This is a genomic window from Burkholderia sp. Bp8986, assembly GCF_003854225.1.
Classification (GTDB): Bacteria; Pseudomonadota; Gammaproteobacteria; order Burkholderiales; family Burkholderiaceae; genus Burkholderia.
Genome location: NZ_QTQM01000074.1, coordinates 1 through 15,891 on the forward strand (window position 1 = coordinate 1; position 15,891 = coordinate 15,891).

The following is a 15,891-nucleotide window of genomic DNA, read 5'->3' on the forward strand; positions in this document are numbered from 1 at the left end:
CACGTTCGCGATGTCGACGCCCGTGTTGTCCGACTTCACGCGGACCTTCACGTTGTAATCGACCACTCTTTTCACTGCTACGACGATCTTCACGCGCTGCTCCTCCATCGAGTCGTTGGCATCATCCGGTTTCGCAGGCCATTACACGCGCAAACCCGGCCGGCGACAACTATCCATTGACTCTGCCGGTCATAGCCCGAACCTATTGCGCCGCGCGTTTCCCGGCGCCGAATGCGACACGGCCCGGATGATCCGAGCCGTGTCGTCGATCAGCAGTTCGCTGCCAGCGTGGCGGTAATCGCCAGGAATCGCGCGATATCGTCGGGCGCATGGCAATGAAGCGGCGATATCCGCACAGCGCCGCCGAGCCCGAACGATTTCAGCATCCGCCCCGAATACAGGCTCGACGCAACGCGTTCATGGACGATCACGCCGTGCTTTTCGTATTCCCGCACCGCCTGCGTCGGTTCGAGGTTCGCGAAACCGATCCCGACGATCAGGTCGCGCTCCGTCAGGTCGTGTGCGGCACGCGCCCATTCGCTGACCGCCGAGATCGTCCGGCAGGCGGCGCAGGCGTGCGATTTCAGCACGAGCCTGCTGGCCCCGGTGCGCATGATTAGGTTCCCGAATGACCCGTCAGGCCCCGTGGCGCGATGCGCCCGCATCGCCGCGCACCGAAGCACACGGTCAGATCTTCAGCGTCGTCGACAGATATTTGAATACGGTCGAGACCCGCAGCAGATGTCGCGATTCCCGGTGGGTCAGCACCCACAGCTCGGTCTGGCAGTCGGGCAGGACATCGGTCAATTGCACGAGATCGGAGCGGCCGCGTGTCAGAAACATCGGCAGTATGCCGACGCCCATGCCCAGGGCGACCAGCTCCATCACGGTCAGGATGCTGTCGACCTTGTAGTGCGGCACCACTTTCCTGAAATGACGTTTGCGCCAGATGACCGACGGGTGGCCCGGCAGCGCGTCGTCCGGCGCGATCCAGCGTGCCTTGCCCGCCGTGACGTCTTCATAACGGCGTACTGCGACGTCGTGCCTCGACGCGAAAAGCGCCACATCGATCGACCCGACATGCTTGCCCACCAGATATTCCGGTGGCTGCCGGGTCGCACGCACCGCGATATCGGCATCGCGGCGCCCCAGGTCGGCGATCTCGTTGCCGGTGTCCAGCTCGTACGCAAGCCGCGGGTGGATGGCTTCCAGCTGCTTCAGCGCCGGCCCGACCAGCCCGTGCAGAATCGTGTCGGTGGTGGTGATGCGCACGGTGCCCGCCACTTGCTCGGGCACTTGTTGCGCGATCGAGCGGGCCGATTCGACCTGCACTTCCACTTGCTCCGCGTGTTCGGCCAGCGCCAGCGCGATTTCCTTCGCGCGATAGCCTGAGCGGGTCCGTTCGAACAACTGCTGCTGCAGGCCGCGCTCGATCCGCCTGAGGTTGCGAAACACGGTCGACGCATCCACGTCCAGTCGCTCGCCCGCCTGAACCAGCGTGCCCGAGCGGGACAGCGCCAGTATCGTTTCGAGGTCTGCTGCGCTGAGCCTGTATGGCATCCGGTTATCCCCCGTTCATTGCATTTTTGCAATCCGTCATTGTAATCATGCGTATTGCTCAAGCACTTCCGCAATGTCAAATTCGGTGCCGCCTTGCCAACTCTCCCAACGGGTGCCGATATGAACCAATCGATTTCGACGAGTGACAATGCCGCCGCCTATGGCGCGTTGCGGCTCCGCGTGGCGTTGGGCCGGCGCAGCCGGCGCTTCGCGCCTGACGTGGCCTGCCACGGCGAGGCGACGACATGAGCACGCCGCAATACCACCTCGTCAGCCACGTGCTGTGCCCCTACGTCCAGCGCGCAGTCATCGTGCTGACCGAAAAAGGCGTGCCGTTCGAACGGACGGACGTCGACCTGGGCAACAAGCCGGACTGGTTTCGCAGGATTTCCCCGCTCGGCAAGACCCCCGTGCTGGTCGTCGATGGCGCGCCCATCTTCGAATCGGCCGTGATCTGCGACTACCTCGACGAGACGCTCGCGCCGCGGCTGCATCCCGATGCGCCGCTCGAGCGGGCGCGGCACCGCGCCTGGGTCGAGTTCGCTTCGGCACTGCTGAACGCCGTGTGGGGGTTCTACACGGCTGCGGACGAAACGGCGCTGGCCGCGGCAACCCGTGACATCCGCGCACGATTCGAGCAGCTCGAAGACACGCTCGGCACCGGCCCGTATTTTGGCGGCGCGCACTTCAGCATCGTGGACGCGGCATTCGGGCCGGTGTTCCGCTACTTCGACGTGTTCGAGCGGATCGACGACTTCGGGTTCTTCGCGGGCTTGCCCAAGGTCACTGCATGGCGACAACGGCTCGCCGAACGGCCGTCCGTGCGCGCAGCGGTCCGGGCCGACTATCCGCAGCGGCTGATGGAGTTCCTGCTCAAGCGCGGCTCGATGCTGTCGACGCGTATCCGCGATCACGTATTGCGCATTCAGGATTGAACCGAACCGCTTTTGCGTGCCGGCGCCCCGTATCGGGTTGCGCCGGCGCCGGGCTCGGGGTGCCACCGGCACGATCTTTGCCGGGCAATCGGTCGCGACACGGCGCTAGCGCAAACCCGCCCCCGGTTGCACTGTTCATCGCCGTTCGGGTCCTGTATTGTCCTTCCATCCCCGGTTGCGGAACCGGTGCATGGGAGGCGCACGATGCAGAAAAAAAATGCTGCAGCCGTCTGGATCCTGATCGCGATGGTGGCAGGCATCCTGATCGGCTACATGATCTTCACGAGCTTTCCCGACAAAAAGGCCACCACCGAAATCGCCGGATACATCTCGCTCGTGTCCGACGTGTTCCTGCGGCTGATCAAGATGGTGATCGGCCCGCTGGTGTTCTCGACGCTCGTCGTCGGCATCGCGCACATGGGCGACGCGGCATCGGTCGGGCGCGTGTTCGCGAAATCGATCAGCTGGTTCGTCACCGCGTCGCTGATCTCGCTGCTGCTCGGGCTGTTCATGGCGAACCTGCTGCGGCCCGGCGAGAACCTCGGCCTGCCGCTGCCGGACATCGGCGCATCGGCGAACCTCGCGACCTCCAAGTTCACGCTCAAGGATTTCGTCGGCCACATGGTGCCGAGATCGTTCGCCGAGGCGATGAGCAACAACGAAATCCTGCAGATCGTCGTGTTCTCGATGTTCTTCGGCGTCGCGCTCGCGGCGCTCGGCGAGCGCGGCAAGATCCTCGTCGCCGCGATCGACCAGCTGTCGCACGTGATGCTCAAGATCACCGGCTACGTGATGAAGCTCGCGCCGCTCGCGGTGATGGCCGCGATGGCCGCGACCGTCGCGGTCAACGGGCTGTCGGTGCTGCTGAAGTTCGCAGTGTTCATGGGCGACTTCTACGTGAGCCTGTTCCTGCTCTGGGCCTTGCTCGTCTGTGCCGGGCTGTTGTTCCTCGGGCCGCGCGTATTCAAGTTGCTGGTGCTGATCAAGGAAGCATTCATGCTGTCGTTCGCGACGGCCAGCTCCGAAGCCGCGTATCCGAAGATCCTCGACGCGCTCGACCGGTTCGGCGTGCGACGCAGGATTTCGAGCTTCGTGATGCCGATGGGCTATTCGTTCAACCTCGACGGTTCGATGATGTACTGCACGTTCGCGTCGCTGTTCATCGCGCAGGCGTACAACATCCACCTGTCGATCGGCACGCAGGTCACGATGCTGCTGGTCCTGATGCTCACGTCGAAGGGAATGGCCGGCGTGCCGCGCGCATCGCTCGTCGTGATCGCCGCCACGCTGCACCAGTTCGGGCTTCCGGAGGCCGGCCTGCTGCTGATTCTCGGCGTCGATACGTTCCTCGACATGGGCCGCTCGGCCACCAACGCGGTCGGCAACTCGATCGCGAGCGCGGTGGTCGCGAAGTGGGAAAACCAGCTCATGTCGGAAGCGGAAGCCGAAGCCAATCTGGCACGCATCGAAGCGGAACAGGAAGCGACGATTGCGCATCCGACGGACGTCTGACGGAGGCCCGGCGATGAAGATGCAGCGATTCTGGCGTGCGCTCGCGCTCGCGGGCCTGCTTGCCGCGGGCGCCACCGCGCGCGCGGAAGATGCGCCGTCCACGCCGCCGCGCGTCGAGCCGTTCGCGCCGGCCCGACTGACCGGCACGCTCGCGAAGGTGCGCAGCAGCGGCACGATCGCGCTCGGCTATCGCGACGCGTCGGTCCCGTTCTCGTATCTGAACGCGCGCAACCAGCCGATCGGCTATTCGATCGAGCTCTGCAAGGCGCTCGTGTCGTCGATCGAGGATGCGGTCAACCGGAACCTGACGATCCGCTGGGTGCCGGTCACGTCCGAGAACCGCATCGACGCGGTGGTCAACGGTACGGTCGACCTGGAATGCGGCTCCACGACGAGCAACCTGGAGCGCCAGAAGCGCGTGGCGTTCTCGCCGATCATCTTCGTGGCCGGCACGAAGGTGATGGTGAAACGCGGCTCGCCGATCCGCTCGTTCCGCGATCTCGCGGGCAAGAAGGTCGCGGTGACGGCCGGCACGACCAACGAGAAGGCGCTGCGCGACCTGGACGCGCGGTTCAGGCTCGGGATCCAGCTGCAGGTGGTGCCGGATCATGCGCAGGGCTTCGCGCTCGTCGCGAGCGGCGGCGCCGATGCGTTCGCGACGGACGACGTGTTGCTGTACGGCCTGATTGCCGTGAATGCGGGCAAGGGCGGCCAGTACGACGTGGTCGGCGACTTCCTGTCCTACGACCCGTACGGCATCATGTTCCGCAAGGACGATCCGCAGCTCGCGCAGGTCGTGAAGAGCACGTTCGAGGAGCTGGCCGTCGACGGCGAGATCACGCGCCAGTACAAGCGCTGGTTCCTGCGCCCGCTTCCGTCGGGCATGAGCCTCAACCTGCCGATGAGCCCGCAACTGGAGACCATCATCGAGACGATCGGCGTCAAGGGCGAATGAGATAGCGCCGCCGTCTTCCGCTCGACCGGGACGAGCCGTTCCTGTCGCGCGTGATGCGGCGGCGTCACCGGCGTCCCCGGCGTCACCTACGTTGCGCGGCAGGCGCGACGCATCCGGCCACGCTATCCCGGGCAGCCATGTATTCATGCCGGGTGCCCGATCGACGGGATGTCGCAGCGCCCGATCGCACGGACGAATGCAAAAACGGCCCCGGTGCCTGCCCAGACACCGGGACCGCTCACCGGCAGCACCGCGTTCAACCGACCCGCGCTTCGCCCTGCCGCTCCGCTTCGCCGTCCTGCGCCGCCGTTCGCGCCAGCACCGGCTTCAGCGCATGCCCGGTATGGCTCGCCTTCACCTGCGCGAGCCCTTCCGGCGGCGCCGCCGCGACGATCGTGCCGCCGCCCACCCCGCCTTCCGGACCGAGATCGATGATCCAGTCGGCTTCCGCGATCACGTCGAGGTCGTGTTCGATTACGACGACGCTATGCCCGCCGTCGACCAGCCGGTGCAGCACGCGGATCAGCTTCGCGACGTCGGCCATGTGCAGGCCGACCGTCGGCTCGTCGAGCACGTACAGCGTGTGCGGCGCCTTCTGGCCGCGCCGCGTGATGTCGTCGCGCACCTTCGTGAGCTCGGTCACGAGCTTGATCCGCTGCGCCTCGCCGCCGGACAGCGTCGGCGACGGCTGCCCGAGCGTCAGGTAGCCGAGGCCGACGTCCTTCATCAGCCGCAGCGGATGCGCGATGTTCGAAATCGGTGCGAAAAATTCCACCGCTTCGTCGATCTCCATCGTCAGCACGTCGCCGATGTTCCGGCCGCGCCACGTGACCGCAAGCGTCTCCGGGTTGAAGCGCTGCCCGTGGCACACGTCGCACGGCACCTTCACGTCGGGCAGGAAGCTCATCCCGATCGTGCGCACGCCCTGCCCTTCACAGGCCGGACACCGCCCGTCGCCGGTGTTGAACGAGAAGCGCGATGCCGTGTAGCCGCGCGCCCGCGCCTCCAGCGTATCGGCGAACAGCTTGCGGATCGTGTCCCACACGCCGATGTAGGTGGCCGGGCACGAGCGCGGCGTCTTGCCGATCGGCGTCTGGTCGACTTCGAGCACGCGGTCGATCTGCTCCCAGCCGCTCAGCGACGCGCAGCCCTGCCACGCATGCGTGACGTTCAGCGACGGCCGCGGCGCGCTGCGTGCGAGCACGCTCGAGCGGCGATTGGTGGCCGGCGCGTCCTGCGCAGCCTTGCGCGCGCGCCGCATGGCCGGCGACGACAGCACCGAGCGGCCGACCGCGTCGAGCAGGTTCGTCATCAGCACGTCGCGCGCGAGCGTCGACTTGCCCGAGCCGCTGACGCCCGTCACCGCGACGAGCCGCGCGAGCGGAATGCCGACGGTGACGTCACGCAGGTTGTGCAGCGTCGCGCCGTGCACGGTCAGCCAGCCCTCCGGCACCGCCGGTGCGCCCTTCTTGCCCGCGAGGCTCACCGCACGGCGCGGCTGCAGCGGGTGCGTCATCGGCTGCGCGAGCAGCCGGCCCGTGACCGAATCGGGCTGCGCGGCCAGATCCGCGACCGCCCCTTCGGCGACCAGCGTGCCGCCGCGCTTGCCGGCGCCCGGACCGACGTCGATGATGTGGTCGGCGCGGCGAATCGTGTCCTCGTCGTGCTCGACGACGACGAGCGTGTTGCCCTTGTCGCCGAGCTTGCGCAGCGCGTCCAGCAGGATCTGGTTGTCGCGCGGATGCAGGCCGATGGTCGGCTCGTCGAGCACGTAGCACACGCCCTGCAGGTTGCTGCCGAGCTGCGCGGCGAGCCGGATGCGCTGCGCTTCGCCGCCCGACAGGCTCGGCGCCGCACGATCGAGGCTCAGGTAGCCGAGCCCGACTTCCTCGAGGAACGCGAGGCGGCTGCCGATCTCGCTGACGATGTCGCGCGCGATCTGCGCGTCGCGCCCGGTCAGTTCCAGCGCGTCGACCCAGCGGCGCGTATCGGACACCGTCCACTGCGCGACCTCGACGATCGGATGCGCGTCGAACGTGACTGCGCGCGCGGACGGGTTCAGGCGCGTGCCGCCGCAATCGGGGCACGGCTCGTTGCCGACGCCTTCCGGTTCCTGCTCGTCCGACGGCAAGGTCTGCTCGCGGCCGCGATCGTCACCGGCGAGCACCGTGTCGTCGTACGCCGCGCGCTGTTCGCGCGTGAGCGTGACGCCGGTGCCGACGCAGGTCGTGCACCAGCCGTGCTTGCTGTTGTACGAGAACATCCGCGGGTCGAGCTCCGGGTAGCTCGTGCCGCACACCGGGCACGCACGCTTGACCGACAGCACCTTGACCTCGCCGACGCGCGCGGTCGAATGGTCGTTCTGCATCGCGTGATGCAGCCCGTCGAGCGGCGCGAGCAGGTGCATCACGCCCTTGCCGAGCTCGAGCGTCTCGTCGAGCAGGCGCCGCAACTCGGCCTCGTGGTCCGGCGACACGACGATGTCGGCCACCGGCAGCTCGATCGTATGCTCGCGGAAGCGGTCGAGCTTCGGCCACGGATCGACCGTGACGAACTCGCCGTCCACGCGCAGATGCGTGCTGCCGCGCGCCTTCGCCCACTTCGCGAGATCGGTATACACGCCCTTGCGGTTGACGACGAGCGGCGCGAGCAAACCGACGTGCTCGCCGCGATGGTCGCGCAGCAGCTGCGCGGCGATCGACTCGACGGTTTGCGACGTGACGGGCGTGCCGTCGTGGATGCAGTGCTGCAGGCCGAGCTTCACGTACAGCAGCCGCAGGAAGTGCCAGACTTCGGACGTGGTCGCGACCGTGCTCTTGCGGCCGCCGCGCGACAGCCGCTGCTCGATCGCGACCGTCGGCGGAATGCCATATACGGCGTCCACTTCCGGCCGCCCGGCCGGCTGCACGATCGAGCGCGCATACGCGTTCAGCGATTCGAGGTAGCGGCGCTGGCCTTCGTGGAACAGGATGTCGAACGCGAGCGTCGACTTGCCGGAACCCGACACGCCGGTGATCACGTTGAACTTGCCGTGCGGGATGTCGACGTCGAGCGCCTTCAGGTTGTGCTCGCGCGCGTTGACGATCCGCACGACGTCCTCGCCCTCGATCGCGCGCCGCTCGCGGGCGGCGTTCAGCACGGCCTGCAGCGGCACGCCTTCGTCGGCGAGCGCGGTTTCGCCGTCCATCGCGCGGTCGTACTGCAGCAGCGCGACGCCGGTGTGCGATTGCGCGCACGCCTTCACGTCGTCGGGCGTGCCCGCGCACAGCACGAGGCCGCCGCCGTCGCCGCCTTCCGGGCCGAGATCGATCAGCCAGTCGGCCGCGCGGATCACGTCGAGGTTGTGCTCGATCACGATCAGCGAATGGCCGGCCGCGAGCAGCTTGCCGAATGCCTGCATCAGTTTCGCGATATCGTCGAAGTGCAGCCCGGTGGTGGGCTCGTCGAACATGAACAGCTTCGCGCGCGCGATGCGCGCCTCTTCGCTGGCGATCCGGCGCCCGCCGGCCGCCGCCGCCGATTCGGCGAGGAAACCGGCCAGCTTCAGCCGCTGCGCTTCGCCGCCCGACAGCGTCGGCACCGGCTGGCCGAGCTTCACGTATTCGAGGCCGACGTCGACGATCGGCTGCAGCACGCGCAGCACCTCGGCGTCGGTCGCGAAGAACGCGGCCGCCTCGCTGACGGTCAGGTCGAGCACGTCGGCGATGTTCAGCGCGCGGCCGTCGCGCTCGATGCGCACTTCGAGAATCTCGGCGCGGTAGCGGCTGCCGTCGCAATCCGGGCAACGCAGGTAGACGTCGCTCAGGAACTGCATCTCGATGTGCTCGAAACCCGAGCCGCCGCAGGTCGGGCAACGGCCGTCGCCCGAGTTGAAGCTGAACGTGCCGGCGCCGTAGCCGCGCTGCAGCGCGAGCGGCGCCTTCGCGAACAGCTTGCGGATCTCGTCGAACGCGCCGACGTAGCTGGCCGGGTTCGAGCGCGTGGTCTTGCCGATCGGCGACTGGTCGACGAACACGACGTCGCCGACCTGGTCGGCACCCGTGAGCGTGCGGAACGCGCCCGGCGACTCGGTCGCCTTGCCGTGGTGGCGCGCCATCGCCGGATAGAGCACGTCCTGCAGCAGCGTCGACTTGCCGGAACCCGACACGCCCGTCACGCACACGAGCCGCTGCAGCGGAATCTCGACCGTCACGTCGCGCAGGTTGTGCTCGGTCGCGCCTTCGAGCACGATGCGCGGCGTGTTCGCGTCGACCGGGCGGCGCGCCCAGTTCGACGCATGCGCGACGTGCTTGCGGCCGCCGAGATATTCGCCCGTCAGCGTGCGCGCGGCACGGATGTCGGCCGGCGTGCCGTCGTAGACGATCGTGCCGCCGCGCTCGCCGGGGCCCGGGCCCATGTCGATCAGCCGGTCGGCCGCGAGCATCACCGACGGATCGTGCTCGACGACGACCAGCGTATTGCCCGCGTCGCGCAGCCGCTGCATCGCCTCGACGATTCGCGTGAGGTCGCGCGGATGCAGCCCGATGCTCGGCTCGTCGAGCACGAACAGCGTTTTCGTGAGCGAGGTGCCGAGCGCGGTGGTCAGGTTGATCCGCTGCACCTCGCCGCCCGACAGCGTGCGGCTCTGCCGGTCGAGCGTCAGGTAGCCGAGCCCCACGTCGCACAGGTATTTCAGGCGCGTGCGCACCTCGGCGAGCAGCAGTTTCAGCGCATCGTCGAGCAGCGCACTCGGCAGCGTGATCTCGTCGAAGAAGCGGCGGATGCGCTCGATCGGCAGCAGCATCAGGTCGTGCACCGTCAGGCCCGGCAGCGCTTCGAGCTGCGCGCGCGTCCAGTCGACGCCGCGCGGCATGAAACGATCGGCGGGCGCGAGCACCGCATCGGCGTTGGCCTTCGAGCCGAGCCGCCACTGCAGCGATTCCGTCTTCAGGCGCGCGCCGCCGCAGACCTCGCACGGCGTGTAGCTGCGGTATTTCGACAGCAGCACGCGGATATGCATCTTGTACGCTTTCGATTCGAGATAGCCGAAGAAGCGTTTCACGCCGTACCACTGGCTCTGCCACTTGCCGTTCCAGTCCGGCGAGCCGTTGATCACCCAGTCGCGCTCGGCATCGGTCAGGTCGGACCACGGCGTGTCGCGGCGGATGTCGGCCTTCGCCGCGTAGCGCATCAGGTCGTCCTGGCACTCCTTCCAGGCGGGCGTCTGCATCGGCTTGATCGCGCCGCCGCGCAGCGTCTTGCGCGCGTCGGGGATCACCAGGCCGAGATCGACGCCGATCACGCGGCCGAAGCCGCGGCAGGTCTCGCACGCGCCGTAGGCCGAGTTGAACGAGAACAGCGCCGCCTGCGGCTCCGCGTAGCGCAGGTCGCTGTCGGGATCGTGCAGCCCGGTGGAGAAACGCCACACCTGCGGCTCGGCCAGCGCGTTTTCCGCTTCCGGCGCGAGCACGTAGACGTTCACGCGGCCGCCGCCGCGCTTCAGCGACGCCTCGATCGCCTCGACCACGCGCACCTTGTCGGCCTGCTGCACGCGGAAGCGGTCGGCCACCACGTCGAGCAGCTTGCGCGGGCCGGTCGGCGACGCGACTTCGCGCTGCGCCTGCACGCGCGTGTAGCCGCTCGCCGACAGCCACTGCGCGATTTCCTCGTCGGACACGCTTTCCGGCAACTCGACCGGGAACGTGACGACGACGCGCGGATCGTCGGCGCGCGTGCGCTCGACGAGTTCCGCGTAGATCGTCTCCGGCGTGTCATGCCGCACCTGCCGCGCGGTCTGGCGGTCGAACAGCTCGGCCGCGCGCGCGTACAGCAGCTTCAGGTGATCGTTGAGCTCGGTCATCGTGCCGACGGTCGAACGCGAGCTGCGGACCGGGTTGGTCTGGTCGATCGCGATCGCGGGCGGCACGCCGTCGACGCGCTCGACCTGCGGACGGTCCATCCGGTCGAGGAACTGCCGCGCATACGCGCTGAAGGTTTCGACGTAGCGCCGCTGGCCTTCCGCGTACAGCGTGTCGAACACGAGGCTCGACTTGCCGGAGCCCGACGGGCCGGTGACGACCGTCATTTCGCCGGTGCGCAGGTCGAGATCGAGGTTCTTGAGGTTGTGCTGACGTGCTCCGCGAATGCGGATCAGATTGCTGGATGACAATTTGCCTGCCCGTCTGAATGAGTTAGCCGGATTTCACGGTGCCGGAACGCTGCGGCGGATGCCCGCAGGCGCGGCGCACGTGCCGCACGGGTCATGCCCGCGCCGCTCGAGTTCGACGGATACTATACTGTATATTCATACAGTTTTCCAAGAGCGGCGCGAATGCGGGAAACCGCGCCGGATCGCGCCGGCTTTCCCGGACGGCGGCTCGATCGTCGAAGCGCGCGCCGAACGGCGCGCGCTTCCGGAGCGTCTCCCGCTCGCGCTCACGCCCCGCACCGGCGCCAGCTCAGCCGCCACCCGCCGTCGCATACGCAATGCACGTGCGAGCGAGCACGTCGGTCGGATCGACGAGCGTCGCGCGACGCCCGTCCGGCGCGACATATTCGCCGCCCGGCAGCAGGATCGGCAGCTCGGTGCAACCGAGCACGATCACCCGCACGCCCTCGGCGATCAGCGCGTCGACGGCGGCACCGATATCGTCCTTGCACTGTCCGGTCGTGAAGCCGGCCTTCACGCCCTGCTTCCCGTAGATCGCTTCCATCACGCGCACCTGCAATGCGGGCATCGGCGCGACTTGCCGCAGCCCTTGCGATTCGAGTGCCCTCTTGTACACACCGCTTTCGATCGTGCCGGATGTCGCGAGCACGCCGACGTCGCGCAGCCCCGGATACGTATCGCGCAGATGCGCGACCGTGACGGTCAGCATGTTGACGACCGGAATGCCGAGGTACGGCTGGATCCGCTCGACGAACGCATGCGCGGTGTTGCACGGAATCGCGATGACGTCGGCATCGCCGTCCTCGAGCTTCTTGCAGGTCGCGTACAACGAGATCGTCGGGTCCGCGCCGGTGCCCGTCAGGTTCTCGGTCCGGTCGGGAATCTGCGGATTCTGCTCGACCAGCAGCTTGATGTGTTCCTGATCGCGCGACGCCGGCGTGTTGCGCACGATCTTGTCGAGGAAATCGACCGTCGCGGCCGGCCCGACGCCGCCAACCACGCCGACCTTGAACGGCGCCGCGCGCGAACCGGCGTGCCCGGTCACCGCGTACTGCGCATACGCGAGGTTCGAATCCACGAGCGGCAGGCGCAGCGGGCCGATGGCGTCCGCGACCAGCGCGATCTCGGTCAGGCCGGGGACGATCACCTGCACGCGCTGATCGATCAGGTCCACGCATGCGCGGCGCAGCAGGTCGACCGGCCGGCCGCGCAGATTGCCGCGCTTGATGCCGTCGGCGCCGTAGACGGCTTCCGTCACGAGATCGATCCCGTCGTGCGTCCGCGGATGAACGACGTCGAACTGCGGTGACGGGAAATACGTGTCGAAGAGTCGCTTGTCCCGCACGTAGTCGGAAGCCAGCACGCCGATGCGCGTCGCGTCCGGGTATTTGCGCCGCACGTGGTAGCGAACGGCTTCGACGATGTCCACGATCGGCAGGCGCGTATTCGCCTTCAATTCGTCGATGAACGTGTGACTCAGGAAACACGGCAGCACGACCGTCGTCACGCCGCGCTTCTCGAACTGCCGGATCATGTCGAACACGTACAGCTTGCGCTCGATGGTCACCGCTCTGCCCGACCCCGAGCCCTTGAACGGGTATTGCTCGAAGATCATCCCGGCGTGTTCCTCGTCGGACGACGCCGGCGTCGCCTTCACCATCTTGAAGAACACGTCGGCACTGCCCAGCGGCCCCAGGCCGCCGACCACGCCGAATTTCCTCCGCGCATTCACGCTATCCGTCTCCGTGCGCATCATGCGTTCAGCTCCGGCTGCTCGAATACGGCGTCCTGCGATTTCACGGCGCGCCGCGTCTCCCACTTCGCGATCACCGCCGTCGCCACGCTGTTGCCGATCACGTTGGTCATCGTGCGGCCCATGTCGAGGATCTGGTCGATCGCGAGCACCATCGCGACGCCGGCCACCGGCAGATGGAACATCGGCGCGACCGCCGCGACCACTACCACCGAGCCGCGCGGCACGCTCGCCATGCCCTTGCTGCTCAACATCAGCACCAGCAGCATGAACACCTGCTCCGACAGCGGCATGTGCACGCCGAACGCCTGCGCGATGAAGATGGCCGCGAACGCCTGATACATCATCGATCCGTCGAGGTTGAACGCGTAGCCGAGCGGCAGCGTGAAGCCCACCACCTTCTTGTCGACGCCGAAGCGCTCGAGCTGCTCGGTCAGGCGCGGATAGGCGGCCTCGCTGCTGGCGGTCGAGAACGCGATCAGCGCGGGCTCGCGCACGGCCTTCAGCAGGCTCCCGACGCACCGCCCGAGAAACACGTAGCCGACGCCGATCAGGATCGCCCAAAGGACCAGCAAGCCGAGATAGAACGCGCCGATCAGCTTCCCGTACGTGTAGATCACGTCGAGCCCGCGCAGCGTGACCGACGACGCGATCGCACCGAACACGCCGAGCGGCGCCGCGCGCATCACGTAGTTCGTCAGGCGCAGCATCACCGGCACCATCCCGTCGATCGCCTGGATCACGACGCTAACGCGCGGGTCGCGCTTCAACGCACTCAGCGCGACGCCGAGAAAGATCGAGAACACCAGGATCTGCAGGATGTCGTTGCGCGCCATCGCATCGAGCAGGCTGGTCGGGAACGCATGCGTGATCACGTCCCGGGCGTTCAGCGCGGCGGTGTTCAGTCCGGTGTTGACCTCGCCCGCGCTCGCCATCAGGTTCAGGCCGGCGCCCGGCTGCAGCGCATTGGCCATCACGAGGCCGAGACTCAACGAAATCAGCGACGCGCAGACGAACCAGCCGAGCGAGCGCAGGCCGATGCGGCCGACGTCCTCGCCGCTGTCCATGCCGGCCAGGCCGGACACGAGCGTCACGAACACCAGCGGCGCGATGATCATCTTGATCAGGCGCAGGAAGATGTCGGTGACGATCGAGAAGTAGCCGGCGATCGTCTTGAGGGTGGCCGGATCCGCGATGTTGGCGTGGCACGCATAACCGGCGACGACACCGAGGATCATGCCGACTGCGATGCTTGAGGTGAGGCGATTTTTCATGTCCATTCGTCCTTGGGTGGCACCCGGCCGCCGGAAGGCGGCGAGCGCTGCGAAGAAGGCCGCGCGACGCCGGTCGCGCGTCGCATGTGCCGTTGGAACGAATGGTAGGGACGGTCGAAAAAGCCGTGATGCCGGTGCGACATGGCGGTATGCGAGCGCCGCATAACGCGGGAAAACCCTGATTCAGCCGAGCCGGGCAGGCGCCGCGCGCAGATGCTGCCAGAGGGTGTCGAGGAATTCGCTGCGATTGGACACGTCGCGATACACGCGCAGCTCGACGTCCAGGTTCCACGCCGCCGGGCCGGCCGGCACGAGGTCGCCGGCCGCCAGTTCGGCGGCGATCGCGCTGCGGGGCAGCCACGCGACGCCCTCGCCTTCCATCACGAGCTTCTTGAGCACTTCGGCCATGTCGGACTCGTAGTGCAGCTGCAAGGCCGGCGCATCCGGCGCGCGACCGAGCAGCAGCGCGAGACAGCGGCCGAAGTAGCTGGTTTCCGTGTAGGTAATCAGCGGCAGCGGATTCTGCTTCGTTCCGGGCAGGCGAAACGCGGGCGCCGATCGACGGTTCGGCCGGCACGCCGGCATCAGCGTGTCGAGGCCCACCGTCAGGTGCGCGTACTTCGCGGGGTCGAGATGGAGCGGCAGCTCCGGATGGTGATACGCGAACATCAGCTCGCAGTTGCCGTTGACGAGCATCAGGATCGAGTCGTGGACGTTCGTCGGAATGACACGCGCGCGCACTTCACCGAAATGCGTCGCGAGCGCCTTGAGCCAGGCCGGCAGGAAACTCAGCGCGATCGTGTGGCCCGCGGCGATCTGCAGGCTCTTGCCGGCGATCCGCTGCTCGGTGCGGATGATCGCGCGGGTATCGTACAGGCGGCTGATGACGTCTTCGGCCGTTTCGCGGAACAGGCGCCCCGCGGGCGTCAGCACCGGCGGAAAGCTGCTGCGGTCGATCAGCTCGGCGCCGATCCACTGCTCGAGCGACTGGATGCGGCGGCTGAAGCCCGATTGCGTGACGTTGCGAAATTCAGCCGCGCGGGAAAAGCTCTGGTATTGCGCGAGCGCGAGGAAATCCTCGATCCATTTGATTTCCATGATGGCCTTGGAGGTCGCGGGTGAGCCGGCCCGCGCGTCGCCAGGGTCGTGGCGAAGCGCGGGCCGACGGACGCCTCCATTTTATGGGCAGCGCGCAATGTCGCGTTCAACCCTCCTGGCGCTCGATCAGGAAGCGCTCGCGGCGCTTCCCCTTGATCCATGCCGGCTCGCGTCCCCGGCCGGACCACGTCGCCCCGGTGATCGGATCGCGGTACTTCGGCTCGAGGGCGGGCGTTTTTCGCGCCGTCCTTGCGGCACTGCCCTGACGGCCGAATATCTGTCTCGGGGTCAACCCATATTCGGCGACACGGGTACGGACCTCCTGCAGCACGGTCTCGAGTTCGGCCTGTCGCGCTTCCTCGGCACGTTTCATCAGTTCATTGGCTTGCGCCTTCAATTCGCGATAGCCTGACATCCCTTTCCTCCCAATTGCTCCGGCGCCATGAAAAGCCGAACGGGGCGCAAGCCCCGAACGGTTCGTTGTGTTGTCAACGGGTGGTGTCACGCGCTTGCGCCCGACGCGGCACGAGGCCTGTCTCCCTATGCATCGGATGCGTCGGCAGCACGCGTGCGCACGTCGTTCAGAACGGCAGCTCGACGTCCGGCTTCGCGGCCGTCAGCACGCGGCGGAAGTCCGCCTGGATGCGCTCGAGCCC

The 15,891-nt window shown here is 67.3% G+C and carries 9 protein-coding genes and 2 pseudogenes; 3 read left to right on the forward strand and 8 right to left on the reverse strand.

Translation table 11 applies throughout. From position 1 onward, the window contains the following. From DID99_RS34795 to DID99_RS34810, 3 genes and pseudogenes are all read right to left on the reverse strand, one after another. Positions 1–93 (reverse strand): annotated as a pseudogene (locus DID99_RS34795) (electron transfer flavoprotein subunit beta/FixA family protein); the annotation flags it as partial. A gap of 176 nt (positions 94–269) precedes the next feature. After that, positions 270–518, reverse strand: a pseudogene (locus tag DID99_RS34800) (aminotransferase); the annotation flags it as partial. 169 nt (positions 519–687) lie between these two features. Next, positions 688–1,560 carry a LysR family transcriptional regulator gene (locus DID99_RS34810; RefSeq protein ID WP_124668559.1) on the reverse strand — a complete coding sequence of 291 codons (873 nt, stop codon included), beginning with the start codon at positions 1,558–1,560 and terminating at the stop codon, positions 688–690. A 245-nt stretch (positions 1,561–1,805) separates the two neighbouring features. On the opposite strand from DID99_RS34810, the gene DID99_RS34815 reads away from it, so the two are divergent. The 3 genes from DID99_RS34815 (at position 1,806) to DID99_RS34830 (ending at position 4,962) form a co-directional block, all read left to right on the forward strand. Beyond that, positions 1,806–2,495 (forward strand): glutathione S-transferase family protein, encoded by a 690-nt coding sequence (locus tag DID99_RS34815; protein ID WP_124489809.1) that lies wholly within the window; start codon positions 1,806–1,808, stop codon positions 2,493–2,495. A gap of 204 nt (positions 2,496–2,699) precedes the next feature. Then, positions 2,700–4,007, forward strand: a complete 1,308-nt coding sequence (locus DID99_RS34825; RefSeq protein ID WP_124668560.1) for a dicarboxylate/amino acid:cation symporter — start codon at positions 2,700–2,702, stop codon at positions 4,005–4,007. 13 nt (positions 4,008–4,020) lie between these two features. Continuing rightward, entirely contained in the window at positions 4,021–4,962 is a 942-nt protein-coding gene (locus DID99_RS34830) for an amino acid ABC transporter substrate-binding protein (protein WP_124668561.1), read from the forward strand. Between the two features lie 256 nt (positions 4,963–5,218). Here DID99_RS34830 and uvrA read toward each other — a convergent pair whose 3' ends face one another. The 5 genes from uvrA to DID99_RS34855 form a co-directional block, all read right to left on the reverse strand. Beyond that, the gene (uvrA, locus tag DID99_RS34835) at positions 5,219–11,110 is read right to left on the reverse strand and encodes an excinuclease ABC subunit UvrA (protein ID WP_124668562.1); all 5,892 of its coding nucleotides are present in this window, start codon (positions 11,108–11,110) and stop codon (positions 5,219–5,221) included. 289 nt (positions 11,111–11,399) lie between these two features. Continuing rightward, the gene (locus DID99_RS34840) at positions 11,400–12,866 is read right to left on the reverse strand and encodes an aspartate/glutamate racemase family protein (RefSeq protein WP_260444764.1); all 1,467 of its coding nucleotides are present in this window, start codon (positions 12,864–12,866) and stop codon (positions 11,400–11,402) included. Then, the gene (locus DID99_RS34845; protein WP_124668563.1) at positions 12,863–14,137 is read right to left on the reverse strand and encodes a dicarboxylate/amino acid:cation symporter; all 1,275 of its coding nucleotides are present in this window, start codon (positions 14,135–14,137) and stop codon (positions 12,863–12,865) included. Before DID99_RS34845 ends, DID99_RS34840 begins: the two co-directional genes overlap by 4 nt. 183 nt (positions 14,138–14,320) lie before the next feature. Continuing rightward, positions 14,321–15,235 (reverse strand): LysR substrate-binding domain-containing protein, encoded by a 915-nt coding sequence (locus tag DID99_RS34850; RefSeq protein ID WP_044846953.1) that lies wholly within the window; start codon positions 15,233–15,235, stop codon positions 14,321–14,323. A gap of 106 nt (positions 15,236–15,341) precedes the next feature. After that, positions 15,342–15,650: an H-NS family nucleoid-associated regulatory protein gene (locus DID99_RS34855; RefSeq protein ID WP_124572212.1), complete on the reverse strand. Its 309-nt coding sequence runs from the start codon at positions 15,648–15,650 to the stop codon at positions 15,342–15,344. Between the last annotated feature and the right edge of the window lie 241 nt (positions 15,651–15,891).